Here is a 24,315-nt window from a genome sequence, read left to right as displayed (position 1 = left end):
AAACCCCCATCCCACCGAAGGAAACCCGTACATGTCCTACCCCTGGGGCGATCTCGCCCTCAACCTCGCAGTCAGCGCCGGCGCCGTCGTCGCCGTCATGGCGATCGTCATGGCCGTCGCGTGCCTCATCAGGAACCAGTCGATCATCGACATCGTCTGGGGGCCGGGCTTCGTCGTCGTCGCGGCGGTCAGCTATCTCGTCTCCGCCGGCTCGGACGGCGACGACACCCGCCGGCTCGTCGTCCTGCTGCTGACGGCGATCTGGGGCCTTCGCCTCGGCTTCTACATCGGCAGGCGCAACCTCGGCCACGGCGAGGACCCCCGCTACACCGCGCTGATGCGCCACCGGGAGGGCAACCTCGTGGTGTTCCTGGTGCGCAAGATCTACGGCCTGCAGGGCGTGCTCATGTGGCTGGTCTCGCTGCCCGTGCAGGTCGCGATGTACGAGGACACCGCGCTCGGCGTGCTCGGCGTCGTCGCGATCGCGCTCTGGATGGTCGGGTTCGGCTTCGAGTCGATCGGCGACTGGCAGCTCACCCGGTTCAAGGCCGACCCGGCCAACAAGGGCAAGGTGATGGACCGCGGCCTGTGGGCGTGGACCCGGCACCCCAACTACTTCGGGGACTCCTGCGTGTGGACGGCGCTCTGGCTGCTCTCGCTCGGCCACCCGATCGGCTTGGCCACCGTGCTGTCGCCGGTGATCATGACCGTCCTGCTGCTGCGCTACAGCGGCAAGGCCCTGCTGGAGCGGCGGATGCTGCGCAGCAAGGGCGACGCCTATGCTGCGTACCTCGAGAGCACGAGCGGCTTCTTCCCGATGCCGCCGCGCCGGGTCCGGGCCGGCTGATGCGCACGAGGTCCAAGCTCGCCGGGCTCCTCGACCTCACCGAGGTCGGGGAGCTGCGGTGGACCACCGCGTCCGACAACCTCGGCCTGCCGCAGCTCTTCGGCGGCCAGCTCGTCGGGCAGACGCTCGTCGCGGCCGGGCGGGCGCTCGGCGACGACAAGACGATCCACTCGTCGTACACCTCGTTCCTGCGGGCCGGACGGCACGACGAGCCGCTCACCCTCAGCGCCGACGTGGTGCGAGCCGGCCGCCAGCAGGCGACGATCCGGGTCGAGGTGCTGCAGGGCGAGCGTCTCCTCTGCGTCTCGACCGTCACCGGCGGCGTCGTCGACGACGGCATCGCGCACCAGCGCCCGGCCCCGCAGACCCGGGCACCCCACGACTCACCGCCGTTCGCCGAGCTGGCCGAGGCCGACGGCGGCCTGAGCTCCATGTGGGACGGCATGGACGGCGTCGAGGTCCGGGTCGGCGACGTCGACCCCACCGCCCGCGTCGCGCACTCGGCCGCGCCGCCGATCCACGTGTGGATGCGCGCGGCCGAGGAGCTGCCCGACGACCGGCTGTTCCACATCGCCGCCGCGGGCTACCAGAGCGACCTGATGCTGATGTCGACCGCGGTCACCCCCCAGGGCCTCGCCGTCGGCATGGAGAACACCTTCGCCCGCGACTGGTGGGCGGTCTCGCTGGACCACGCGATGTGGTTCCAGGGCGAGTTCCGCGCCGACGACTGGCTGATGTGGGAGCACGTCACGCCGATGGCGCACGCCTCCCGCGCACTGGTCCAGGCGACCGCGTTCACCGCCGACGGCGCAGCGGTCTGCCACGTGACGCAGCAGGCGCTGCTGCGCCGTCAGGCGTAGTCGGCCCGGAAAGGCGTGGCGAGCGGCCGGGTCAGAACTCCTGGCTCGGCCGCGACCACGTGCGGCAGGCCGTTGATCACCTGGCCGGCGAGGCCGTACTGCTCCGCGCCCATCCGGCTCGAGTCGTCGGGGTGCTTGACCAGGTCGACGGCGATCCGGACGCCGGGGTGCCCGGTGACCCGGACCTGCCACAGCGGCGGCTCGGCGTCGTCGAGGTGGCTGCGGTCGACGTACCAGTGGATCGACATGGTCAGCCGCCGCTCACCATCGACGATCGCGTGCCAGCGCCAGTTGGTGTGGCCGATGGTGCCGGCCGGGATGACGCCGGCGGGGACCTCGAGGTCGCGGGTCGTCGCATGGACGAGGTGGTCGGACTCGACCCGGTCGAGGGTCATCCCGAGCCGGCGGGCGACCGCGGCGAGCGTCTCCTCGTACATCCCGTTGAGTGAGGAGACCGGGCCCCACGACAGGTCGTTCGGGTCGACGGCGGCCGGGTCGGCGCCGAAGCCCAGCGCGTCGAAGAGGTACGCCGGGTCGCGCACCTCCGAGGCGTCGGCGGCCTCGACGATCTCGATGTGGTCGACCGACAGGCACACGCTGGTGGCCACCGTCGCGATCTGCTCGGCGATGAAGCCCGGGTTGAGGCCGGCGCCCATGAGGGAGGTGCCACCCCTCTTGCAGGCGTCCTCCAGCCGCCCCAGCCGCTCACCGCCCCAGTGCTCGGGATGGCTGTAGCCGTTGATGCTGATGACGTTGCTGCCCGACTCGAGGATCCGGACCAGGTCGTCGTCGTGGCTGCCGTAGGGGCCGAGCCGGCCAGCGTGCACCACGACGTCGGCCCCGAGCGCGAGGATCTCATCGACGTCGTTCGTCGCCAGGACGCCCGTGGGCGGGCGGTTGGCGAGCTCGCCGGCGTCGCGGCCGACCTTGCTCGCGCCGTAGACGTAGACGCCGACGACGTCGACGCCCGGGTGGTCGATCATCGAGCGCAGCGCGGCCTTGCCCATCGCGCCGGTCGCCCACTGCACCACGCGGTAGGTCATCGGGCCGTCCGCTCCACGACCATGGCCATCGAGACGCCGAGCGCGGCCGGGATGACCAGCAGGCCGTAGCGGCCGTCGCGGCGGGCGAGCAGGTCGAGCGCGTTGGCGAGGATGATCCCGCCGCTCGCGCCGAGCGGGTGGCCGACGGCGACCGCGCCCCCCTCGATGTTGACCCGCTCCGGGTCGAGCCCGAGCTCGCGGACCAGCAGCAGCGGCGTGACCGAGAACGACTCGTTGAGCTCGGCGACGTCGACGTCGCTCGCCGTGATCCCGGCGCGCTTGAGGGCGAGTCGGGCGGCCTCGACGGTGCCGTCGAGACCGGGCGAGCGGACGGCCGTGTGGGCCCAGCTGACGATCCGGCCGACCGGTGCCCGGCCCAGCAGGTCGGCGGCGCGCTCGGAGCCGATCACCGCGGCGGAGGCACCGTCGCACAGCTGCGGCGCCGTCGCCACGGTGTGCAGGCCCTCGGCGGGACGGGTGAATCCGGGGAACCGGCGCTCCACCCGCGCCCACAACGGGTCCTCGCCGAACAGGGGGGACAGCTCGGCGAGGCCGGCGAGCGTCGTACCGGCTCGGGCCCCCTCGTCGCGGTCGAGCAGGGCCACGCCGTCCTGCCGGACGGGGACGACGTGGCGGCCCGGCCCGGCCACGGCCGCGCGCTCGTGGGAGCGCACCGCCCAGGCATCGAGCTCGGTGCGGGTGAAGCCGTGCTTGGCCGCGGTCAGGTCGGCGGAGACGCCGATCGTGACGAAGCCGGTGAGCTCGCCGAGGTCGTCGTCGAGCGCGAACGCCGGACGGTCGCTGAACATCGGCACCCGCGACATCGACTCCGCGCCCCCGGCCACCACCAGCTCGGCCATCCCGGCCCGGACCTGCGCGGCGCCGGTGGCGAGCGCGTCGAGCCCCGACGTGCACATCCGGGAGACCATGCCGGCGGGCGTGGTGTCGGGCCAGCCGGCCTTCATCACCGCCAGGCGAGGCACGTCGGCCGCCTGCTCGCCGTGGATCGTGCTCACGCCCGCGACGACGTCGTCGACGCTCTCGGGCGGCAGGCCACGGTCGGCGAGCTCGGTGAGCAGGCCGGCGAACAGCTCGTACGCCGGCACGCCGGCGAGGGTGCCGCCGTCCTTGCGGACCCGGCCGCGCGGGGTGCGGACGGCGTCGTACACGAGGGCCTCGGTCATCGAGCCCCCTCCTTCCGCAGCTCGCGCTTGAGCAGCTTGCCGACCGGGTTGCGCGGTAGCGAGTCGCGCACCTCCAGCCGCTCGGGCAGCTTGTAGCTGGCGATCTTGTGGCCGCGCAGGAACGCGACGAGCTCGTCGAGCTCGAGCGTCGTCCCGGGCCGCAGCGCCACCACCGCGGCGACGCGCTCGCCCAGCATCTCGTCGGGATCGCCGATGATCGCGACCTCGGCGACCGCGGGGTGCTGCGCGATGAGGCCCTCGAGCTCGGCGGGCGCGATGTTCATGCCGCCGCGGATCACCATGTCCTTGGAGCGGTCGACGTACTTGAGGAACTGGTCGTCGTCGCCGGCGATCTCGAAGATGTCGCCGGTCCTCAGCAGGTCGTCGTCGTCGAGCAGGTCGCCGAGGCGGGCGCCGCCGACGTACCCGGCGAAGAGCTGGGGTCCCCCGATCAGCAGCTCGCCCGGGCGGCCGGGCTCGGTGACCTCCTCACCGGTGGCCTGGTCGACCAGCTTGACCCGGGTCCACTCGGCCGCGTTGCCGGTCCAGGACGTGCCGTGGTGGCCGTAGCGGGGGAAGTACTGCGCGCGGTCGTCGGGGTCGGGGAAGTCCTCGAGGCTCGAGAGCAGGCAGATGCCCTCGTTGGAGCCGAAGAAGTTGATGATCCCGATCCCGTGCCGCTCCTGCCAGCCGCGCACCATCGCCGGCTGCAGCGGCGCCGAGCCGGAGCCGATCCGGGTCACGCTGGACAGGTCGATCCTGGCCAGCAGCTCCTCGTTGTTGAGGAGCGTCCAGAGCAGCGCGGGAGGAGCGAGCGTGTAGGTGACCCGCTCCTGCGCGATCTGCGCGAAGAAGGTCGCCATGTCGAACGGGTGGTGCTGGATCATCGTCGCGCCGGTGCGCAGCCAGGGCAGCAGCATCCCGTTGATGCCGGCCATGTTGATGATCGGGAAGGTGTTGAGGAGGACGTCGTCCTCGACGATCCGCGGCGCGTCGACCGTGCACCAGGAGAACAGCATCCAGTCGTAGTGGGCCCGCATCACGCCCTTCGGCGCACTCTCCGTGCCCGAGGTCCAGCAGATCGTCGCCAGCCGGTTGGGGTCGCTCGGGTGCTGCTCCCGATGGACTGCCACGGCCTGACGGTCGTCCTGCGTCGCCTCCTGGGGTACGACGACCAACGCGCCCTCGACACGGCTCGCGGCGGAGAGCTCGGCGCCGTACGCGATGACGGCGGTGAGGCTCGGGATCCGCCCCATCGCCTCGACGGCCTCCGCAGCCATCCCCCGCTCGCCGAAGCGCTCGGCGGTGATCAGCACCTTCATGCCGGCCGCGGTCGCCATGGTGACGACCTCGTGCTCGCGGTACTGCATCGCCAGCGGCGACACCGCCGCGCCGAGCGTCCAGGCCGCGAGGTAGACCTCGGCCAGCTCCGCGGTGTTGGGCAGCTGCACCCCCACCACGTCCCCTGCCGTGACCCCGAGCTCGAGCAGTCGCGCCGCCAGGTGGGTGACCTCGCCGTCCAGGTCCCGCCAGGTCAGCCGCCGCGGACTCGAGCCGACGAGCGCCTCGCGGTTGGCGGGATCGACGATCGCCAGGTGGTCCGGGTTGGCCGCCACCCGGGTCCGGAACAGGCCGTCTCCGGTCTCGTCGGTCCACCAACCCCGGGAGACGAACTCCTCGACCCGCTCCTGCGGGTGGAGGCCCTTGACGACGGTCACGCTCACGTTGGTCGCTCTCCTCGGTCGGGCCGACGAGCGGCCGCGGAACTGTGTGAGGCACGTTACTGCAACAAACAGAGTTACTCAACGACTCCCCGGAGCACCGCTGGCCGTATCCTGCTCCGGTGCCCGCCGCCCCTCCCGCGGACCACTCGGTCCCACCCTCCCGGCCCGGCTCGAACTCACTGTCCCGTGGCTTCGGCCTGCTCGGCGACGAGTGGTCGCTGTTCCTGCTCCGCCTCGCCCTGCTGGGGCGCAGCAAGTACTCCGAGTTCCGCGCCCAGCTGCCCATCTCGCACGCCGTGCTCACCAACCGGCTCGACACCCTCGTGCGCGAGGGGCTGATCGAGAAGCGGATGTACTCCGAACACCCGCCACGGTCCGAGTACGTCCTCACCGAGCAGGGCCGCTCGACCTGGCCGATCCTGACCGCGATCTGGGGCTGGGAGCTGGCCTGGGTCTCCCACCACTCGTACGAGACACCGCCGATGCACCACCGGGCCTGCGGCAAGGACTTCGCCCCGGTGCTGACCTGCGCCCACTGCCACCAGCCGGTCACGGCTCGGGACCTGCGGGCGACCTGGGGCCCGACGGGCGGATGGCGTGAGTCCGTGCCCGAGACGACGACCCGGCGGCGCTCGGGCTCGCGCGGCACGGCGGTCGACCACAGCTTCTACCCGGACACGATGGCGGTCTTCGGCAACCGCTGGTCCTCGGCGCTCGTCGGCGCGGCATTCCTGCGCGTGCACCGGTTCACCGACTTCCAGACACTGCTCGGCGTCCCGCCGGGGCTGCTCGCCGACCGGCTCAGCGCACTGTGCGAGCGAGGCATCCTCGAGCAGGTCCGTACGGCGACCCGTCCCGACTGGGCGGAGTACCGGCTCACCGAGAAGGGTCTCGCCGTCTTCCCGGTCATCGCGACCACCATCGAGTGGTCCGAGCGGTGGGTGGGATCGCCCGACGGCCCCGCGATCGAGATGACGCATCCCGCGTGCGGCAGTGCCTTCCACGGGATCCTCGCCTGCGACCAGTGCGGCGAGACGCTGACCGGCGCGCAGATCGAGCTGGGCCAGGTCGACCCGGCCGCGAGCCCGGGAGCCTGAGACGCTTCTAGGGGACCAGGTACGCGATCGTCTCGGCCACGCACATCGCCTGCCCGGCCTCGCTCTCGACGGTGACGGTCGTGCGCACCTGCACACCACCACCGAGAGGCTCGACCGCGGTCACCTCGACGCCCGCCCGCACCCGGGCGCCCGGCGTCAGCGGCGCCGGGAAGCGGACCCGGTCGCAGCCGTAGTTGACGCCCATCGAGAAGCCGCGGAAGTCGTGCACCTGCGCGCTGAGCAGCGGGACCAGGGTGAGCGCCAGGTGGTCCGTCGTACCGGTGGCAGCGGCGAAGCGGTCGAGCCGGTCCTGGTCGACGACGACCCAACCGGAGTGGCCGAGGTGCTCGCCGACGGCACCGGCGAGCTCCTCGACGGTCCTGAAGACCCGCGTGCTCAGCGGACCCGCACCTCGACGCCGCTCAGCCGTACGGCGCGCGGCGCGACGCCCGGCGCCGCAGCCAGGTCGACCGCGGTGAAGGTCTTGCGCTCGCCAGCGACGAAGCGGACGGTCCGCGAGCCGAGCCGGAGCTGCGTCGTACCGTCGACCACCTCGAGAGGCACGTCGAACAGCGCGCTCCACCGCTCGGCCTGGGCGCGCGGGTCGGGCGAGGAGACCTCGACGGCGAGCACGTCGACAACCTGGGGCGCCTCCGGCTCGGGCACCTCGATCGCGTCCCAGAACCAGACGTCGGGGTCGGCGATTCCGTCGAGCTCGACGAGCAGGCCCATGTCGGCGGGGTGCAGCTGGGCGACCCGGTGGCCGTCGACCGGCAGGTCCGCGACCAGCCGGATGCCGAGCCGCTCGGCCGCGGCGATCCGCTCGTCGACGTCGGAGACCTGGATCGAGAGGCAGTAGCCGCCCGGCCCGCCCTTGGCCAGCCAGTGCGCGATCGAGACGTCGTCGTGCAGCGGCGCGACCAGCTCGAGGTGGGCCACCGGCCCGACCCGGACGGTGTGGTCGGCCAGTCCGATGTCGGCGAGCATCGGGTCCTCGAAGCCCTGGCCCAGGCCGAGCTCCTCGCGGAGCTCCTTCGCGGCCACCTCGATGTCCGCCACGCCCAGCACGACTTGGCGCAGGATCGCCCAGTGCGTCATCCGACACTCCTCTCGCGCCCGGCCCACCACGGGGCCCGCAGCTCTCTCTTGAGCACCTTCCCCGACGGGTTGCGGGGCAGTGCGTCGACGACCTCGACCGCGGTCGGACACTTGTAGTGGGCCAGCCGCTCGCGGGTGAACGCGATCAGCTCGGCGTCGTCGATGCTCGCCCCCGCCCGGGGCACGACGACCGCGAGCGGCGTCTCGCCCCAGGTGTCGGAGGGGATGCCGATCACCGCGACCTCCTGGACCGCGGGGTGCGCCATGATCGCGTTCTCCACCTCGGCCGGGTAGATGTTCTCGCCGCCCGACATGAGCAGGTCCTTGATCCGGTCCATGATGAAGACGTAGCCGTCCTCGTCGAGGTAGCCCGCGTCACCGGTGCGGAACCAGCCGTCGGGCCAGAACGCGGCGGCCGTCTCGTCGGGTCTGCGCCAGTATCCGGCCGTCACCGACGGGCCGCGCGCGCAGATCTCCCCGACCGAGCCGGTCGGCAGGTCCGCGCCGGTGTCCGGGTCGACGATCCGCAGCTCGATGCCCGGGACCGCACGCCCGGCCGAACGGAGCTTGCTGTCGGCACCGACGACGTGGTCGGCCGGCGCGAGCACGGTCGTCACGCCGATGGTCTCGGTCAGGCCGTAGCTCTGTGCCAGGTCCGCGCCGAAGACCCTCTGCGCGCCGACCATCACGGTCTCTGAGATCGGCGACCCGCCGTAGACGACGCAGCGGACACTGGAGTAGTCGGCTGCCGAAGCCTCCGGGCTGCTGATGAACAGCTGCATCAGCGTCGGCACCATGATCACGTGGGTGGCCCGGTGCCCGACCAGCTGGCCGAGGATGTTCTGCGGCGTCACCTCGGTGAACTGCACGATCCGGCCACCGGCGTTGAGTGCGAGCAGCGACCACCCGCCCGCCGCGACGTGGTAGTACGGCGTCGGCACGAGGCTGACGGCGTCGCGGCCGGCGTCGAACTGCGCACTGAACGCCTCGACCGCCCAGAGCATGCTCGCCACCGTCGTCATCACACCCTTCGGGCGCCCGGTGGTGCCCGACGAGTAGATCAGCGTGAGCAGGCCGTCACCGGTCACCTCGCGGTGCGGGTCGCTCTCACCGTGGCGGGCGATCCAGGCCTCGAACGTGTCCCAGCCGGGCCGGGCCGTCGCCGTGGCATCGCCCTGGGCGAAGACGAGGCGGTGGCCGTCGTACGTCGGGGGGACGAGGTCGGCGAGGTGCTCCTCGGCGACCAGGACGGCAGGGGCGGCATCCCCGAGGATCCACTCGATCTCGCCGGCGGAGAGCCGGAAGTTGAGCGGAACCAGCGCGACGCCGGCCTTGGCCGCGCCGAAGAACAGCTCCCAGTACTCCGTGGCGTTGCGGGCGAGGTACGCGACGCGGTCGCCCTCGACCAGGCCGAGCTCGACCAGGCCGGCGGCGACCCGGCTGGATCGGGTGTCCAGCTCACCGAAGGTCACCGAACGGCCCTCACCGACGACCGCGGGGGCGTCCGGGTGCGCGGCCGCGGCCCGGCGGACCATGTCCGCGATCGACGCCGTCTGCCCGGTCATCCGCTCAGCCCGCCAGGCCCGTGACGCGGCGCAGCGTGGCGATCAGCGCCTGCCGCTCCTCGGGCGTCTCGCGGGTGGCCTCGGTGCGGTGGGTCTCGCGGGGACGGCGGTCGTGCCAGAACAGGCCCGAGCTGCGCGCCGGCTCGTCCGCCGAGGCCAGCCACACCGCCGTGTCCGCACCCTGGCCGGCCGTCCGCAGCACGTCGCCGAAACGACGTACGAAGCTGGCCATCGAGTCGCTCTCGAGCAGGCCGGGCGTCGACGCCCAACCCGGGTGGGCGACGTGGCAGACCACGCCCTCGTCGGCCAGCTGGGCGGCACGCTCCTCGGTGAGGATGATCTGCGCGCGCTTGGTGCGCGAGTAGACGGCCTTCGGCTCGAAGACCTCGATCTCACCGGTGAGGTCGCCGAGGTCGATGCGCTGGCTGTACGCACCGCCCGAGGTCATCTCGATGATCCGGGCCGGCGCCGAGGCGATGATCCGGTCGAGGAGCAGCTCGGTGAGCAGGTAGGGCCCGATCATGTTGGTCGCCCAGGTCAGCTCGTGCCCGTCGACCGACTCGAGCCGCTCGTCCTGCATGCCCCCCGCGTTGTTGACCAGGACGTCGATGCGAGGGAGACGCTCCAGCAGCTCGGCCGCGGCGGCGCGGACGGAGGCGAGCGACGCGAGGTCGCAGGCGACGGCCTCGACCGCGCCGTTGGCTGCGGCCGCCTGGATCTCGCGCGCGGCGGCCTCGGTCCGCACCCGGTCCCGGCCCATCACCACCACGTGCGCGCCGAGCCGGGCCAGCTCCTCCGCGGCGGCACGCCCCAGCCCGGCCGTGGATCCGGTGACCACCACGGTCCTGCCCGCGACGTTCGTCATGTCGGCGTCGTCCCAGGTCGGGCGCCGCCGCTCGTACCCGAGCCGGCTGAATCCGATCGTGTCGTCGGCCGCCACCTCGGCGTCGAGCTGCAGGTTGTCCATCGGTGCTCCATCCGTCTCGCGTGGCGATGTGGTAGCCATTACTATCGCAAACAGAGTTAGTGGTCAACGACCCCCGAGAGGTGCCCGATGAGCCCCACCGACGCCCGCCGCATGGCGACATTGCTGGACAAGCAGGAGATCCAGGAGGTGGTCGTCCGCTACATGCGGGGCATCGACCGCGGCGACCTCGCGACCGTCGCCGACTGCTACCTGCCGGGAGCCACCGAGGACCACGGCGGCCTGTTCGTCGGCCCGGCGAGCGACTACCTCGCCTCGGTCGCCGACGCCCTCACGCACCCCCGTGCGGTGACGACCCACCTCACCACCAACATCCTCGTCGAGCTCGACCCGGACGACGCCGACACCGCACGAGTCGAGTCGTACGTCCTCGCCTTCGCACGCGTACGTCGCCCCGACGGTGGCGTCGGCGACACCCTCACAGCGGCCCGGATCGTCGACGAGTTCGCCCGCGAGGAAGGGCGCTGGGGGATCCGGCACCGAGTGCTGCGCTGGGAGTGGAACCACGACATGGATCGCGCCGAGGGGTGGGCGTTCGGCCTGATCGCCGGCCCCGACAGCCCGCTGCGCCGCAGCGCCAAGCACCCCGACGACGTGCTGTACGCCGACTCGCTCGCCCCGGAGGTCCACGCATGAGCAGCCTGAAGGGAGCCCGCGTCGACGGCGCCCGGATCCTCGTCACCGGCGCCAACCGCGGGATCGGCCTCGCCTTCGTGGAGGAGGCCGTCGCCCGCGGTGCCGCGGCCGTCTACGCCGGGGTGCGGGATCCCGACGACATCACTCCCGAGCTGGCGGCGACCGGCGCACGCATCGTCCGCCTGGAGGTGACCTCGGCAGACGACATCGCTGCCGCGGCCGCGGCCTGCACCGACGCGAACGTCGTCGTCAACAACGCCGGCTACTTCGGCAACCACCGCCTCGTCGAGACCGACGACCCCGAGGTCGCCCGCCGCGAGATGGAGGTCAACTACTTCGCTCCCCTGGCGATGACGCGCGCCTTCGCCCCGGTGCTCGCCGCCCAGGGCGGCGGCTCGATCGTCAACGTCCTCTCGGTCGCCGCGATCGCCCCGACCGCCTTCATGGGCGGCTACTCCCCGTCGAAGGCGGCCGCGCTCTACCTCGGTGGCATCGCCCGCGCCGAGCTCGAACCGCACGGCATCACGGTCACCTCGCTGATCGTGGGCTCGGTCGACACCCGGATGGCCGCCCATGTCGACGGCGTCAAGGAACGCCCCCGCGACATCGCCGCCGCCGGCCTGCGCGCCATGGAGCGCGGCGAGTGGACGTGCGACACCGACCGGATGGCCTACGAGTCCCGCGCCCGGATGGCGCTCGACCCGGTGCGCTACGAGCGCGGCCTGGGTCGCCTCCTGCACGCCGCGTCATTGAGCACCCGCGGCTGATCGGGTCCGTACGATCGAGACGTGAGCGACCCCTGGCAGACCGACCGGCTCGACCTGGCGGGCTACCTCGATCGCCTCGGCCTGACGGCGGCGCCACCGTCGCGGGCCGCGCTCGACGCGCTGCACCGGGCGCACGTGCGGACGTTCACCTTCGACAACGTCGACGTGCTGCTCGGCCAGCACCGCGGCGTCGGGCTCGACGTGCTCAGCGAGAAGTTCGTGGGACGGGGGCGGGGCGGCTACTGCTTCGAGCACGCCACGGTGTTCGCGGCCGCCCTCGACCGCCTGGGGTACGACGTCGAGCGGCACCTCGGCAGGGTCGGGGACCCGGCGACGGGTGACGTGCAGGGCCGCACCCACATGACGGTCGAGGTGCGCCTCGACGGGGAGCGGCTGCTGTGCGACCCCGGCTTCGGGATGAGCCTGGTGCGACCTGTGGTCCTGGCCGACGGCGCGGAGAGCGACCAGGACGGCTGGCCCTACCGGGTGGTGCGCACCGGCGGCGGGTGGGGCCTGCAGCGGCTGCGGGAGGCCGGCTGGGAGCACGCGCACACCACGGACGAGCTGCCTGTGCTGCCGGTCGACGTCGTCATCGGGCACCACTACACGAGCACGTTCGCGACCTCGCACTTCCGCAACGGCCTGATGATCACGCGCCACGACGAGGGTCGCCACGTCTCGGTCACCGCCACCGCGCTGACCGTACGACGACCGGGCGAGCCCACCGAGCACCGTCCCTTGGCGCCCGGTGAGCTCACCGACTGGTTGCGCGCGCTCGCCGTACCGCTGACCCCGGACGAGGAGCGGCGACTGCTGGAGCGGGTCGCCGGGCTCTGACCGGTCAGCCGGCGGCGAGGATCCCCTCGGCGATCTCGGAGCCGACCCGCACGGCGCCGTCGACGTGCTGGAAGCCGTGGCCGGCGACGTCGCTGCTGCCGAACTCGATCGGGCCGACCGGGCGGCGCAGCACGTGGCCCCAGCGGGTCAGGCCGCCGAGGTCGAAGCTGGTGCCGTAGGCGCCGCCGGTGAGCTCCTGGTGCTGCCAGTCGCTCTCGACGTACGCGATCGGGTGGCGGGCCTGCTCGCCGTAGTAGGTCGCGAGCGAGTCGAGGACCCGCCCGCGGCGCTCCTCCTCGGACAGCGGGCCGACCGCGTCTGCGTTGACGTCGGACACGAAGCCGACGACGACACCGCGGGACTCGCCCTCGGGGGTGTTGTCGTAGGCCTCGTGCACCAGCTCGTAGGGCCCGAACGCAGTGCCGTCGAGGCCCGCCTCGCGCCAGAACGGCGTCTCGTACATCGCCTGCACCTTGATCACGAGCCCGAACGACTGGTGCTCGCGGGCGATCCGGTGCTCGGCCGGCAGCTCGGGGGTGAACCGGACCCGGCGCACCACGGTCGGGGGTACGGCGAGCACCAGCCGGCGCGCGGCGTGCTGCTCGTCGCCGACGTGGACGACCGCGCCGCCGTCGTTCCACTCGACGTGGGTCACGTCCTGGCCGAGACGGACCCGGTCGCCGAGCCTGCTGGCCAGCTCGATCGGGACCGACTGCAGGCCGCCGACGACGCGGCGGTCGAGGATGATGTCGGCGTCGAGCAGGTTGCTGAACGAGCCGGCGCTGGCCGCCATCTGCACCGCCTGGAGCGCGGAGAACGCGTGGGCGGGCTTGGTCAGCATCGCGGGGCCCAGGTAGAGCGCGATGTTGTCGCGGGCCTCGGCGTCGTCGCACTGCTCCTCGAGCCAGGCGCGCAGCGAGATGCTGTCGAGGTGGCGGGCGTCCTCGAGCTCCCACGGCCGGGCCGGGTCCATCGCGGCGGCGAGCTCGTCGAGCTTCTTGGCCAGCTCGGCGATCGCGGCGTTGGTGGCCTCCGATACCGGCAGGTCGTCGGTGAAGCGGCGCGCGACGCGGTCGCGGCCGACGTACAGCGATTCGCCGTCGCGGTGGCGGGGGTACGTCGCCAGCCCGAGCTCGTCGACCAGCGCGATGAGCGCGTCCTGGTCGGGCGAGACCCACTGGCCGCCCATCTCGAACACGGCGGGCGCGCCCGCCTCGTCGGTGAGGTCGGTGCGCAGCCGGCCGCCGACGCGGTCCCGGGCCTCGAGCACCAGCACGTCCTGGCCGGCCTCGGCCAGGCGCCAGGCGGCGGTCAGGCCGGTCGCGCCGGCACCGATCACGATCACGTCGTGGAGGGTCATGTCAGTTCTCCTGGAAGGCGGGCTCGAGGGCGGGCTCGTCGGTCGGGTCGATCACGACGAAGCGCTCGTCGGGCCGGCGGGCGAGGTAGGTGAGGTAGTAGACGAGGGCGACGGCGAGGATGCCGCCGGTGATGGCGAGGTCGAGCGGGTCGGCGCCGACGAGGGCGTAGCCGACCGCGACGACGACGAGCAGCGGCGGCAGGGGCCACAGCGGCATCCGCCAGCCGGGGGCGGTGCTCATCAGGCGCACCCGGATCGCGGCGAGCGCGAGGACGACGTACATCGCGGAGATGATCACCGAGGTGATGCCGAGCAGGGCCTCGATGTCGACGCCCCACGCGAGGACCGCGCCGGGGATGCCGATCACGAGGGTGGCGACCCAGGGGGCGCCGTACCGCGGACCGAGGAGGCTCAGCGCGCGGTTGACGGCGGGCGGCCAGGCCCGGTCACGGCCCGACGCGTAGACGACGCGGCTGTTCTGCAGCACCATCACGATGGCGGCGTTGAGGATGGCGATCGCGATGCCGAGGTTGACCGCGACGGCGGTGGCGTCGCCGCCCCAGGCCCGGACGAACTCGGAGAAGTCGCCGGTCGCGAGCGCGCCGAGGTCGTCGACGGCCAGCACGGTGGTGACGGTCGGGACCAGGATGACCAGGCCGCCGAGGCCGAGCGACCAGAACACGACGCGGGCCACGTTGCGGCGGGGCTCGACGACCTCCTCGGCCAGGTAGGCCGCCGTACCGAATCCGCTGACGACGAACACGCCGACGGTCAGCCCGGAGACCAGCAGGGCCGCGGTGAACGGCTCGAGGCCGCTGTCGCCGAGGACGTGTGCGCCCAGCAGCTCGCCGGGACCGCGCTGGACGTGTGCCGCGCCGAGCAGTGCGACGACGGCCGCGGCGACGATCTCGAGCAGCAGGAAGATGCCGGTGACCAGCGCGTTGGCGCGGATGTCGAGCAGCGCGATGCCGGTGGCGACGAGCATGACGACCGCGCCGGTGAGCGCGCGGTCGAGGTTCACCAGGTCGGCGAGGTAGTCGGCGGTGCCGAGCGCGATGACCGGCGGGATCACCCAGAGCAGCACGCCGGACAGGGCGAAGGTCAGCCATCCGGCGCAGCGGCCGAGGGTGTGGGTGACCATGGCGTACTCGCCGCCAGCGCTCGCGACCCGGGTGCCGAGCTCGGCGTAGCAGGCGCCGACCGCGACCGAGATCAGGATGCCGGCGAGGATCGTGAGGACCACGCCGCTGCCCTGGCTGGCCATCATCTCGGGGACGATGATGAACAGGCTCGACGCCGGCGTGATGCACGACAGCACGAGCAGGACCGCTCCGGCCGGGCCCAGCACGCGAGCCAGCCCTCCCCCGTGTCCCGACTCGACGGGCGTGGTCTCCGCCGCGCTCGCGGTGATGGTTTCGGTCATTTCCCGGACTCCTCGGCAGTACCTCTCGACGCACTTTGAACGTCGTACAAAAGTTTGAACGACATTCAAAGTGACGTACGACACGGGTCCCCGTCAAGACCCCGGCACGATTTGTCCAGGCTGCGTCCCCCACGTCGCCGCCGTCGCGAGCGGCGTTTCCGGCCGCTATGGCAAGGCGGCGGAGCGAAGTCGTGCTGGATCGCCCTTCGAGCGACGCCGACGCAGCCAGATCGAGTCGGAAACGTCGCGCACCAGGCGGGGACGTGGGGGCCGCGGCCTAGGGTGTGGGCGTGGCACGCACCCGATCGAACCGGCGCCTGGACCGGCCCCGCGAGCAGGTGCTCGCCACGACCCTCGAGATGATCGCCGAGCAGGGCCTCGGCAAGGTCACCATCGCCTCGCTGGCCGCCCGCCTGGAGACCAGCGGCGGGCACCTCCTCTACTACTTCGGCACCCGAAACGGCCTGCTCCTGGAGACGCTGCGCTGGAGCGAGAGCCAGTACGCCGAGCAGCGGGCGCCCCTTCTCGAGCAGGCCGCCGCGGGGACCGGCGACCTCGCCACGGTCCTCGAGTTCGCCGGCGTCTTCCTGCCCGTCGACGAGCGCGACCCGCGCTGGATGCTGTGGCTGGAGCTGTGGGCGCGGGCGCCGTACGACGCCGAGCTGGCCGCCGCGCAACGCGAGCTCGACGACCACTGGCACGACGACCTGGTCGTCGTACTGCGCGCCTGCCTGCCCGGGATCGGCGACCCGGAGGGGCTCTCTGCCCGGCTGCGGGCGATGTGGGACGGCTTCGCGATCGCGATCGTCAACGGCGGCGGCACCGCCCAGCGCGAGGCCGCGATCGGCCACACCCGCGCGACCCTCACCCCCTGACCCGCGCGGCGATCCCGTCCAGCGGGACCCGCGGGTCCGCTCCCGGCGTGCCTCACCACAGTGAGGGCACCAACGACCAGGGAGGTTCCTCCATGACCACGGCCCACGACGTCTTCTCCGGCCGCACCGCGGTGATCACCGGCGCCGGCAGCGGCATCGGCAAGGGACTGGCCCAGCACGCCGCGTCCCTCGGCATGAAGCTCGTCCTCGCCGACATCGACGAGGACCGCCTCTCGGCGGTGGCCTCCGAGCTGCCCGGCGAGGTGCTGAGCGTCGTCACGGACGTCGCGGACGCCGCCGCCGTGGACCGGCTCGCCGAGGCCGCGTTCGAGCGCTTCGGCAGCGTCGAGCTGGTCGTCAACAACGCCGGCGTGATGCGGATCGGCTACTCCTGGGCGATCTCCGCCCAGGACTGGGACACCGCGATCGACGTCAACCTGCGCGGCGTCGTCAACGGCGTCCGCGCCTTCGTCCCGCGCCTGGTCGCCCAGGGCACGGCGGCCCACGTCGTCAACGTCGCCTCGGTCGGCGGCTTCCTGCCGAGCCCGATGATGGCGCCGTACACCGCCACCAAGTTCGCGGTCCTCGGCCTCACCGAGTCGCTGGCCATGGAGCTCCAGATGGCGCAGTCGCCGGTCAAGGTCTCCGTCGTCACTCCCGGCCCGGTACGCAGCGAGATCTTCGCCCAGGCCCCCGCCACCGAGGACCCGGCGCTGCTCGGCTTCCACCAGTACCTCGCGCAGCAGAACGTCGAGGAGGGCATCCCCGGCGACGAGTACGCCCGGATCGTGCTCGACGCCGTCGCCGCCGGCGAGTACTGGGTGATCACCCACCCCGAGTTCACCGACGCCGGCCTCGCCGCCCGCGCCGAGATGATCACGACCCGGACCGCCCCGTCGGTCAGCCTCGGCTGACCAGCTCGTTGAGTTGCCGCATTCTCACCGTTGAGTTGCCGCATCCTCACCGTTGAGTTGCCGGGAACTCACCGTCGAGTTGCCGGAACTCACCGTTGAGATCGGCAACTCAACGGCGAGAAAGCGGCAACTCAACCACGAGGACGGGGCAACTCAACAGGGAGAAAGCGGCAACTCAACCACGAGGACGGGGCGACTCGACGGGCACGTCAGCCGAACCGGGTCCACTGCTCCAGCACGACCAGCGTCTTCGTGCTCGCGACCGCACGTCCCGAGCGCAGGATGCCGACGACGCGGCGCAGGTCCTCGACCCCGTCGACCCGGATCCGCACCAGTGCGTCCGGGTCGCCGGCGAGGGTGAGCACCTCCTCGACCTCGGGGACCTGGGCGACGAACTCCATGATCTGGGCGAGGTCGAGGTCGTCGCCGAAGTGCAGCTCGGTCATCGCCTCGATGCCGGTCGCGATCCGGCCGTGGTTGATCTTGACGGTGTAGCGCTCGATCACACCGAGCTTCTCCAGGCGCGCGATCCGCCGCTGGACCGGTGCGACGGTCAGCCCGACGGCGGTCGCGATCTCGCGCAGCGGGCGGCGCGCGTTCTCCCGCAGGAGGTCGAGGATCGCGCGGTCGGTGGTGTCGAGAACAGCAGCATCACTCACGCAACGGAATCTACTCCTCACGAGTCTTCTGTTGCGCAACGAAGCGGCAGCGCACCGCCACGATTGCGGATCGACGCCAAACCGGGCGACAAGTCTTGTGACCCGGCCCACCAAGCCCCAGGCTCGTGCGCATGACGCTGACCGCCGCCCCCGCCGCCCCCGTCGACCTGGTCTTCGAACGCTCCGACGAGCTCGGGTCCGCCGGCCACGAGCAGGTGGTCTTCTGCCGCGACGAGGCCACCGGACTGCGCGCGATCATCGCGATCCACGACACGCGGCTCGGCCCGGCGCTCGGCGGCACCCGCTTCTACCCCTACGCCAGCGAGGCCGAGGCGCTCACCGACGTGCTGCGCCTCTCGCAGGGCATGACCCACAAGGCGGCCGCGGCCGGCATCCCCCTCGGCGGCGGCAAGGCGGTCATCATCGGCGACCCCGAGTCGATCAAGACGCCGGAGCTGATGGCGGCGTACGGTCGGTTCGTGGACACGCTCTCCGGGCGCTACTTCACCGCCGCCGACGTCGGTACGACGGCACAGGACCTCGACGAGGTCGCCACCGCCACCCGGTACGTCGTCGGCCACAACGGCGGCTCGGGCGACAGCGGCTTCTCCACCGCGTACGGCGTGTTCAGCGCGATGCGGGCGACCGCCGAGCACCGCTGGGGACCCGACGGCCTGCGCGGCAGGACGGTCGGCGTCGAGGGCATCGGCAAGGTCGGCACCCACCTGGTCGCGCTCCTCCTCGAGGAGGGCGCGAGCGTCGTCGTGTCCGACGCGTCCGAGGCGGCCCTGGCCCGCATCGTCGAGGCGCACCCGAGGGTGACCACGCGCGCCAGCGTGCTCGACGCCCCTGTCGACGTCTACGCCCCGTGCGCGCTCGGCGCGACGCTGACCCCGGGCTCGGTCGACGCGATCCGCGCGAGCATCGTCTGCGGCGCCGCCAACAACCAGCTCCTCGACTCGTCGGTCGCCCCGCTGCTGCAGCAGCGCGGCATCATCTGGGTGCCCGACTACGTCGCCAACGCCGGCGGCCTGATCCAGGTCGGCGGCGAGATCTGGGCGCGCACGCCCGAGGAGCTGCGCGTCGAGATCGCCGCGATCGCCACCACCGTGCGCGCGATCCTCACCCGCTCCGACGAGAGCGGCCGGCTGCCCAGCGAGGTCGCCGCCGAGATCGTCGCCGAACGCCTGTCCGCCGCGACCCGCCCGACCGAGGGAGCCACCGCATGACCGAGCTGCTCGAACGACCTGCCGGCGAGCCCGCCGCGCCGTACGACCTCGACGACCGGTTCCGGGTCGACGCGCCGCCGACGCTGCTCACCGGCGTGCAGGCGATCGCCCGCCTCCTCGTCGAGCACCGCGCCCTCGACCGTCGCCGCGGCCTCAACACCGCGTCCTTCGTGTCCGGCTACCAGGGCAGCCCGCTCGGCGGCCTGGACCGGATGCTCGCCGGCATGCAGGACGTGCTCGACGCCAACGACATCCGCTTCGTGCCCGGCCTCAACGAGGAGCTCGCCGCCACCGCCGTGTGGGGCAGCCAGGTCGACCTGCCGCTCGGCACCAGCAAGTACGACGGCGTGACCGGCTTCTGGTACGGCAAGGGCCCTGGCGTCGACCGGGCGACCGACGCACTGCGCCACGCCAACATGTACGGCGTCAACCGCCGCGGCGGCGCGGTCCTCCTCGTCGGCGACGACCCGGCGTCGAAGTCCTCGACCGTGCCGGCCGTCAGCGAGCGGTCCCTGGCCGCGCTCGGCATCCCGGTGCTCTTCCCCCGCAACTCCACCGAGATCGTCACCCTCGGCCTGCACGCGATCGACATGTCGCGCGCCACCGGTTGCGTGGTCGCGCTCAAGATCGTCGCCGACGTCGCCGACGGCGCCTGGGTGGTCGACAGCTCCGACGTCGCCCTGACCCCGGTCACGCCGACGATCGACTGGAACGGCAACCCCTACGCCTACACCCAGAGCCCGATCGTGCTCCGCCCGGCGATGATCGTCGGCGCGGAGGCCGAGCTCGTGGGCCCGCGGACGGCGCTCGTCCACGAGTACTCCGCCCGCAACGGCCTCAACGTCATCGAGGTCGACTCCCCGACCGCCCGGATCGGCCTGGTCGCCTCCGGCAGCTGCTACGACTCGCTGCGCCAGGCGCTGACCGACCTCGGCGTCACCGACGAGGCGCTGGTCGCGGCCGGCGTCCGGGTGATGCGGATGGGCATGATGAGCCCCGTCGAGCCCGAGGCCGTACGCCGGTTCGCCGACGGCCTCGAGGAGATCGTGGTCGTCGAGGACAAGACGTCCTTCATGGAGATGCAGGTCCGCGACCTGCTCTACGGCAGCGCGAACGCGCCGCGGATCCTCGGCAAGCTGGACGCCTCGGGCCAGCGGCTGATCCCCGCCGACGGCGAGCTCACCGCGGGCCGGCTGCTCGCTCCCCTGCGCCACGCGCTCGAGGGCTGGCTGACCGTCGCCCCGCCCCAGCGACCCCGCACGAGCCTGCCGCTGCTCCCGGTCAACCGGTCGGCGTACTTCTGCTCGGGCTGCCCCCACAACCGCTCCACCGTGCTGCCCGAGGGCTCGATGGGTGGCGGCGGCATCGGCTGCCACGCCATGGTCACCATCTCCGACCGCCCGGAGGACACCGTCACCGGTGTCACCCAGATGGGCGGGGAGGGTGCGCAGTGGATCGGTCAGGCGTGGTTCACCGATGCCGGCCACATCTTCCAGAACGTCGGTGACGGCACCTTCTTCCACTCCGCCCAGCTCGCCGTGCAGGCCTGCATCGCGGCCGGCGTCAACATCACCTACAAGCTGCTCTTCAACGAGGTCGTCGCGATGACCGGCGCCCAGGACGCCGAGGGCGCGCTCTCCGTCGCGCAGCTGACCCACAAGCTCACCACCGAGGGCGTCGCCAAGATCATCGTCTGCGCCGACGACCCCGGCCGGCACCGCCGCCGCGACCTCGCCGCCGGCACCCTGCTTTGGGACCGCGACCGCCTCGACGAGGCCCAGCGGCTGCTGCGCGAGGTCCCCGGCGTGACCGTGCTGATCTACGACCAGCACTGTGCCGCCGACGCCCGCCGCCAGCGCAAGCGCGGCGCCCTGCCCGCCCGCACCCAGCGCGTCGTCATCAACGAGGCGGTCTGCGAGGGCTGCGGCGACTGTGGCGTGAAGAGCAACTGCCTGTCGGTGCAGCCGGTCGAGACCGAGTACGGCCGCAAGACCCGCATCGAGCAGACCTCCTGCAACACCGACTACAGCTGCCTCGACGGCGACTGCCCGTCGTTCGTCACCGTCGAGACGGCACCGAAGACGGCCCGGTGGTCGATGAGGTTGCGCAGCAACCGTCTCGAGACCCCCAGGACCGCCAAGTCCAAGCGTTCGTACCCGGCGCCGCCGAGCGTCGCGGCGAGCACCGCCGACCAGACGGTCACCACGACCCAGAACGTCTTCATGGCGGGCATCGGCGGCACCGGCATCGTGACCGTCAACCAGGTGCTGGCCACGGCCGCGCTGCGTGCCGGGTACGCCGTCGAGTCGCTCGACCAGACCGGCCTGAGCCAGAAGGCCGGACCGGTCACCGGTCACCTGCGCTTTGCCGCCGGCGACCTCGAGCCGGCCAACCGCCTCACCCCCGGGTCGGCCGACTGCTTCCTCGGCTTCGACCTGCTCACCCTGGCCGAGGACCGCAACCTCACCTACGGCGACCCGGAGAAGACCCGCACTGTCGTCTCCACCAGCCGCACGGCCACCGGCGCGATGGTCCACGACCCGAAGGTGTCCCACCCCGACGAGGCGGGCCTGCTCGACCGGGTCCGCACCGCCAGCGTCGAGCTGTTCGACTTCGACGCGCTCGGGGCCGCCGACCGGATCTTCGGCAACACCGTCGCGGCGAACTTCCTGCTCGTCGGCGCCGCCCACCAGACGGGTGCGCTGCGGCTGCCCGCGGCCGCGATCGAGGAGGCCATCGAGATCAACGGCACCGCGGTCGCCGCCAACATCGCCGCGTTCCGCTGGGGCCGCGTCGCGGTCACCGACCCGGCTGCCTTCAGGGCCGCCGGCGCCGTCGCCGCGCCGACCGCTCCTGCCCGCGAGGTCGCCGTACCCGCCTCCGTGGCGGCCGCCGGCCTCGAGGGCGAGCTGCTCCGCCTGGTCTCCCAACGGGCCACCGACCTGGTCGGCTACCAGGACGAGAAGCTCGCCGACTCCTATGTCGCCCTGGTCGCCCAGGTCGCCGCCGCCGAGCGGGCCGCGACCGCGGAGACCCGGTTCAGCGAGGCCGTCGCGCGCAACCTGTTCAAGCTGACGGCGTACAAGGACGAGTACGAGGTCGCTCGGCTCCTCACCGACCCGGCCTTCCTCGCCTCGACGGGCGACGCCTTCCCCGGCGGCACGGTTGCGTTCAAGCTGCACCCGCCGGTGCTGCGGGCGATGGGCCGGAAGAAGAAGATCTCGTTCGGCCCGAAGTCGCACGGCTCGCTGCGCGCGCTGGCCCGGATGAAGTCGCTGCGGGGCACCCGCGCGGACGTCTTCGGCTACGCCCACCTGCGCAAGGTCGAGCGCGAGCTGCGCGACCACTACCGGACGCTGGTCACCGGCCTGACCTCCGAGCTGGGCGACGCGGCGTCGTACGACCGCGCGGTGCGGATCGCGGAGCTGCCCGACCTGGTCCGGGGCTACGAGACGGTCAAGCTGCGCAACGTCGAGGAGTACGTCGCCGCGCTCCGCGAGCTCGGCGTCACGCCTCCGGCGGTCGACTGACGGGCGGACGCGAGGGGTCGTGGGCCGCTGCCATCGCGGCCCCGACCCTCGCCGTCGGCCCGGCGACGAACACGTACTCGACGTTGCGCAGTCGCGAGACGGTCCCGACCTTCTTCCCCGAGGGACCGTGGATCCCGATCTGGGCGCCGACGTACCGCTTGCGGTCGAACGCGAGCATCCGCACGTCCTCGTGCCCGGCGTCGCGCAGCGAGTCCATCATCTGCTCGGCGGTGATCCACGACTCGTCGTTGTAGGACACCACGACGACCTCCGACCGGGCCCGTCCGACCAGGTCGGCGAACGCGGCCGGCATCGCGCGCTGGGTGTTGAAGATGCTCCTGGTCCCCGCGTCCCGGCTGTCGATCCGCTTGCACGCGACCCCGTAGTGCTCGGGTGCGTCCCAGCGGACGAGGGTCTCCCAGATGTGGTAGTTCGTGAAGTAGCGGTGCTGGTTGTACGGCGGGTCCAGGTACATCAGGTCGACCGGCGGCAGGTCGTCGATCGTGCGCATCGCATCGCCGCGGATCGTCGTACCGGTGCCCGGGAGGAGCTCGGGGCGCCGCAGCGCCAGGTCGTTGTGGGACCGCGGCGCCCACTGCTTGAGGTAGGCCATCTGCACGCCCGTCGTCGAGTCGACCCGGTCGGCCGCCAGCAGCAGGGCGGTCAGCAGGATCGGGTACAGCGGCGAGCCCCGGTGGTCGCTCTCCAGCACGTTGCGGATCGCGTCGACCCGGGCGCCGTTCTTGGGCTGGAAGAACCGCGACCGCACGCAGAACGTCTCCGTGAAGTACCCCGGCTCCCCCGGCAGCGCCGCCAGCCGCTTCAGCTCGTTGTCCAGCTCCTGCTCGTCGACCTCGCGCGCGTCGGTCGCGATGAAGCAGTCGCTGAGGACCTGGCTGTACGTCGCCAGGTCGGTCGCGGTGACCACCAGCCCGCGCCGCTTGAACTCCTGCGCGACCCGCGTCGTACCGGTGAACAGGTCGACCGCGGTCCTCGCGCCCACCGCCTCCGCGATGTCGCCGAGCACGGGGACCAGGGTCCGCTTGGAACCCAGGTACTTGAGCACGGACCGAGGCTACTTCGCCTTCCGTCGCACCGCGGGACCCGGGCCGCGCGGCCCCACACCCCGCGGCGGGCACGGGTACGGCGAGTCTCGGGGGGATGATCGTCGCCGTACCCGGGCAGCCAGAACCCTAGGAGCCGGCCTTGACACGCGATCGGCGTGAGTGTGAAAGGTCGGACGTAGCCTCACAACACAGAAGGCCGACCCCCGTGTTCGTGATGCCGCTGCTGTTCGAGTCCGGAAGGATGAACAGCATGCCGAACAAGATCGATCCCGCTCGCAAGGAGCGGACGCGAGCGCCAGTTCGGCGCCTCACCCCTCGACGTCGTACCTGGTGAAGGCGGGCGGGCCGGCCGCCGCCCCGGAGACGTAGCTCGACCACTCCTTGGTGTGGGCGGCCTCGGTGTGGGCGAGGTAGCTCGCCTCGTCCTCCCAGATCTCGAGCAGGCGCAGGCTCGCTGACGGGCCGACCCGCCAGGAGAGCTGGTACTCGACGCAGCCGGCCTCCGCGCGCGAGGCGGCCTCGAAGCCGACGGCGGCGCGGGCGACCTCGTCGACGTGGTCCGGGTCGATGAGGACTCCACCGTGGATGACGATCATGTTCTCTCTCATTTCGTAG

At 72.2% G+C, this 24,315-nt stretch carries 22 protein-coding genes; 10 read left to right on the top strand and 12 right to left on the bottom strand.

Annotation, left to right across the window (positions count from 1 at the left end; all coding sequences use genetic code 11):
• The first annotated feature begins 31 nt into the window (after nt 1-31).
• Nucleotides 32-847: a DUF1295 domain-containing protein gene (locus tag FBY23_RS03645; RefSeq protein ID WP_141796899.1), complete on the top strand. Its 816-nt coding sequence runs from the start codon at nt 32-34 to the stop codon at nt 845-847.
• Nucleotides 847-1,707 (top strand): acyl-CoA thioesterase II, encoded by an 861-nt coding sequence (locus FBY23_RS03640; RefSeq protein WP_141796898.1) that lies wholly within the window; start codon nt 847-849, stop codon nt 1,705-1,707. Before FBY23_RS03645 ends, FBY23_RS03640 begins: the two co-directional genes overlap by 1 nt.
• On the opposite strand, the gene FBY23_RS03635 is transcribed toward FBY23_RS03640, so the two are convergent.
• The 3 genes from FBY23_RS03635 to FBY23_RS03625 are packed head-to-tail and all read right to left on the bottom strand — an operon-like array spanning nt 1,698 to nt 5,658.
• Nucleotides 1,698-2,750: a hypothetical protein gene (locus FBY23_RS03635; RefSeq protein ID WP_141796897.1), complete on the bottom strand. Its 1,053-nt coding sequence runs from the start codon at nt 2,748-2,750 to the stop codon at nt 1,698-1,700. The two genes, FBY23_RS03640 and FBY23_RS03635, sit on opposite strands and share 10 nt — an antisense overlap.
• The gene (locus FBY23_RS03630) at nt 2,747-3,934 is read right to left on the bottom strand and encodes an acetyl-CoA C-acyltransferase (protein ID WP_141796896.1); all 1,188 of its coding nucleotides are present in this window, start codon (nt 3,932-3,934) and stop codon (nt 2,747-2,749) included. Before FBY23_RS03630 ends, FBY23_RS03635 begins: the two co-directional genes overlap by 4 nt.
• On the bottom strand, nt 3,931-5,658 hold the full coding sequence (locus tag FBY23_RS03625) for a class I adenylate-forming enzyme family protein (protein WP_260805724.1): 1,728 nt from the start codon (nt 5,656-5,658) through the stop codon (nt 3,931-3,933). Before FBY23_RS03625 ends, FBY23_RS03630 begins: the two co-directional genes overlap by 4 nt.
• A gap of 119 nt (nt 5,659-5,777) precedes the next feature.
• Between FBY23_RS03625 and FBY23_RS03620 the strand changes: the two genes are divergently transcribed.
• The gene (locus FBY23_RS03620) at nt 5,778-6,755 is read left to right on the top strand and encodes a helix-turn-helix domain-containing protein (protein WP_222117714.1); all 978 of its coding nucleotides are present in this window, start codon (nt 5,778-5,780) and stop codon (nt 6,753-6,755) included.
• 7 nt (nt 6,756-6,762) lie between these two features.
• Here the strand turns inward: FBY23_RS03620 and FBY23_RS26590 are convergent, their stop codons facing one another.
• From FBY23_RS26590 to FBY23_RS03600, 4 genes are all read right to left on the bottom strand, one after another.
• Nucleotides 6,763-6,984, bottom strand: a complete 222-nt coding sequence (locus FBY23_RS26590) for a hypothetical protein (RefSeq protein ID WP_260805723.1) — start codon at nt 6,982-6,984, stop codon at nt 6,763-6,765.
• 167 nt (nt 6,985-7,151) lie between these two features.
• Nucleotides 7,152-7,853 carry a VOC family protein gene (locus FBY23_RS03610; protein ID WP_141796895.1) on the bottom strand — a complete coding sequence of 234 codons (702 nt, stop codon included), beginning with the start codon at nt 7,851-7,853 and terminating at the stop codon, nt 7,152-7,154.
• Entirely contained in the window at nt 7,850-9,418 is a 1,569-nt protein-coding gene (locus FBY23_RS03605; RefSeq protein ID WP_141796894.1) for a long-chain-fatty-acid--CoA ligase, read from the bottom strand. Before FBY23_RS03605 ends, FBY23_RS03610 begins: the two co-directional genes overlap by 4 nt.
• Nucleotides 9,419-9,422: 4 nt before the next feature.
• Nucleotides 9,423-10,385 carry an SDR family NAD(P)-dependent oxidoreductase gene (locus FBY23_RS03600; RefSeq protein ID WP_160158146.1) on the bottom strand — a complete coding sequence of 321 codons (963 nt, stop codon included), beginning with the start codon at nt 10,383-10,385 and terminating at the stop codon, nt 9,423-9,425.
• An 87-nt stretch (nt 10,386-10,472) separates the two neighbouring features.
• Here FBY23_RS03600 and FBY23_RS03595 point away from each other — a divergent pair, with 87 nt between their 5' ends.
• The 3 genes from FBY23_RS03595 to FBY23_RS03585 are packed head-to-tail and all read left to right on the top strand — an operon-like array spanning nt 10,473 to nt 12,643.
• Entirely contained in the window at nt 10,473-11,039 is a 567-nt protein-coding gene (locus FBY23_RS03595; RefSeq protein WP_141796892.1) for a nuclear transport factor 2 family protein, read from the top strand.
• Nucleotides 11,036-11,806: an SDR family oxidoreductase gene (locus FBY23_RS03590; protein WP_141796891.1), complete on the top strand. Its 771-nt coding sequence runs from the start codon at nt 11,036-11,038 to the stop codon at nt 11,804-11,806. Before FBY23_RS03595 ends, FBY23_RS03590 begins: the two co-directional genes overlap by 4 nt.
• A 21-nt stretch (nt 11,807-11,827) precedes the next feature.
• Nucleotides 11,828-12,643, top strand: a complete 816-nt coding sequence (locus tag FBY23_RS03585; protein WP_141796890.1) for an arylamine N-acetyltransferase — start codon at nt 11,828-11,830, stop codon at nt 12,641-12,643.
• A gap of 4 nt (nt 12,644-12,647) precedes the next feature.
• On the opposite strand, the gene FBY23_RS03580 is transcribed toward FBY23_RS03585, so the two are convergent.
• Together FBY23_RS03580 and FBY23_RS03575 are read right to left on the bottom strand one after the other, a co-directional pair.
• Nucleotides 12,648-14,003, bottom strand: a complete 1,356-nt coding sequence (locus FBY23_RS03580) for an NAD(P)/FAD-dependent oxidoreductase (protein ID WP_141796889.1) — start codon at nt 14,001-14,003, stop codon at nt 12,648-12,650.
• Between the two features lies 1 nt (nt 14,004).
• Nucleotides 14,005-15,426, bottom strand: a complete 1,422-nt coding sequence (locus tag FBY23_RS03575; RefSeq protein ID WP_141796888.1) for an APC family permease — start codon at nt 15,424-15,426, stop codon at nt 14,005-14,007.
• A gap of 290 nt (nt 15,427-15,716) precedes the next feature.
• On the opposite strand from FBY23_RS03575, the gene FBY23_RS03570 reads away from it, so the two are divergent.
• Together FBY23_RS03570 and FBY23_RS03565 are read left to right on the top strand one after the other, a co-directional pair.
• A complete protein-coding gene (locus tag FBY23_RS03570) occupies nt 15,717-16,301 on the top strand; it encodes a TetR/AcrR family transcriptional regulator (protein WP_141796887.1) in 585 nt (194 codons plus the stop codon).
• A gap of 92 nt (nt 16,302-16,393) precedes the next feature.
• On the top strand, nt 16,394-17,215 hold the full coding sequence (locus tag FBY23_RS03565) for an SDR family NAD(P)-dependent oxidoreductase (RefSeq protein ID WP_141796886.1): 822 nt from the start codon (nt 16,394-16,396) through the stop codon (nt 17,213-17,215).
• Nucleotides 17,216-17,424: 209 nt separating this feature from the next.
• On the opposite strand, the gene FBY23_RS03560 is transcribed toward FBY23_RS03565, so the two are convergent.
• Nucleotides 17,425-17,874 carry an Lrp/AsnC family transcriptional regulator gene (locus FBY23_RS03560; protein ID WP_141796885.1) on the bottom strand — a complete coding sequence of 150 codons (450 nt, stop codon included), beginning with the start codon at nt 17,872-17,874 and terminating at the stop codon, nt 17,425-17,427.
• 131 nt (nt 17,875-18,005) lie between these two features.
• On the opposite strand from FBY23_RS03560, the gene FBY23_RS03555 reads away from it, so the two are divergent.
• Together FBY23_RS03555 and FBY23_RS03550 are read left to right on the top strand one after the other, a co-directional pair.
• Nucleotides 18,006-19,103, top strand: coding sequence for a Glu/Leu/Phe/Val dehydrogenase (locus FBY23_RS03555; RefSeq protein ID WP_141796884.1), 1,098 nt, complete (start codon nt 18,006-18,008; stop codon nt 19,101-19,103).
• Nucleotides 19,100-22,633, top strand: coding sequence for an indolepyruvate ferredoxin oxidoreductase family protein (locus FBY23_RS03550; protein ID WP_141796883.1), 3,534 nt, complete (start codon nt 19,100-19,102; stop codon nt 22,631-22,633). Before FBY23_RS03555 ends, FBY23_RS03550 begins: the two co-directional genes overlap by 4 nt.
• Here FBY23_RS03550 and FBY23_RS03545 read toward each other — a convergent pair.
• On the bottom strand, nt 22,611-23,699 hold the full coding sequence (locus FBY23_RS03545; RefSeq protein WP_141796882.1) for a DNA adenine methylase: 1,089 nt from the start codon (nt 23,697-23,699) through the stop codon (nt 22,611-22,613). The two genes, FBY23_RS03550 and FBY23_RS03545, sit on opposite strands and share 23 nt — an antisense overlap.
• Nucleotides 23,700-24,008: 309 nt before the next feature.
• A complete protein-coding gene (locus FBY23_RS03540; protein ID WP_160158145.1) occupies nt 24,009-24,296 on the bottom strand; it encodes a putative quinol monooxygenase in 288 nt (95 codons plus the stop codon).
• Nucleotides 24,297-24,315: the final 19 nt, after the last annotated feature.

Source organism: Nocardioides sp. SLBN-35, assembly GCF_006715725.1.
Classification (GTDB): domain Bacteria; phylum Actinomycetota; class Actinomycetes; order Propionibacteriales; family Nocardioidaceae; genus Nocardioides.
Note: the sequence above shows the minus strand (reverse complement) of the source record. Positions and strands in the feature narration are given on the sequence as shown.

What these genes read in the sequence shown, in the direction of transcription:
- FBY23_RS03590 (WP_141796891.1), top strand. Translation starts at nt 11,036, where the DNA reads ATGAGCAGCCTGAAGGGAGCCCGCGTCGACGGCGCCCGGATCCTCGTC.
- FBY23_RS03645 (WP_141796899.1), top strand. Translation starts at nt 32, where the DNA reads ATGTCCTACCCCTGGGGCGATCTCGCCCTCAACCTCGCAGTCAGCGCC.
- FBY23_RS03550 (WP_141796883.1), top strand. Translation starts at nt 19,100, where the DNA reads ATGACCGAGCTGCTCGAACGACCTGCCGGCGAGCCCGCCGCGCCGTAC.
- FBY23_RS03605 (WP_141796894.1), bottom strand. Translation starts at nt 9,418, where the DNA reads ATGACCGGGCAGACGGCGTCGATCGCGGACATGGTCCGCCGGGCCGCG.
- FBY23_RS03575 (WP_141796888.1), bottom strand. Translation starts at nt 15,426, where the DNA reads ATGACCGAAACCATCACCGCGAGCGCGGCGGAGACCACGCCCGTCGAG.
- FBY23_RS03610 (WP_141796895.1), bottom strand. Translation starts at nt 7,853, where the DNA reads ATGACGCACTGGGCGATCCTGCGCCAAGTCGTGCTGGGCGTGGCGGAC.
- FBY23_RS03595 (WP_141796892.1), top strand. Translation starts at nt 10,473, where the DNA reads ATGAGCCCCACCGACGCCCGCCGCATGGCGACATTGCTGGACAAGCAG.
- FBY23_RS03640 (WP_141796898.1), top strand. Translation starts at nt 847, where the DNA reads ATGCGCACGAGGTCCAAGCTCGCCGGGCTCCTCGACCTCACCGAGGTC.
- FBY23_RS03540 (WP_160158145.1), bottom strand. Translation starts at nt 24,296, where the DNA reads ATGATCGTCATCCACGGTGGAGTCCTCATCGACCCGGACCACGTCGAC.
- FBY23_RS03635 (WP_141796897.1), bottom strand. Translation starts at nt 2,750, where the DNA reads ATGACCTACCGCGTGGTGCAGTGGGCGACCGGCGCGATGGGCAAGGCC.
- FBY23_RS03580 (WP_141796889.1), bottom strand. Translation starts at nt 14,003, where the DNA reads ATGACCCTCCACGACGTGATCGTGATCGGTGCCGGCGCGACCGGCCTG.
- FBY23_RS03630 (WP_141796896.1), bottom strand. Translation starts at nt 3,934, where the DNA reads ATGACCGAGGCCCTCGTGTACGACGCCGTCCGCACCCCGCGCGGCCGG.
- FBY23_RS03565 (WP_141796886.1), top strand. Translation starts at nt 16,394, where the DNA reads ATGACCACGGCCCACGACGTCTTCTCCGGCCGCACCGCGGTGATCACC.
- FBY23_RS03555 (WP_141796884.1), top strand. Translation starts at nt 18,006, where the DNA reads ATGACGCTGACCGCCGCCCCCGCCGCCCCCGTCGACCTGGTCTTCGAA.
- FBY23_RS03600 (WP_160158146.1), bottom strand. Translation starts at nt 10,385, where the DNA reads ATGGACAACCTGCAGCTCGACGCCGAGGTGGCGGCCGACGACACGATC.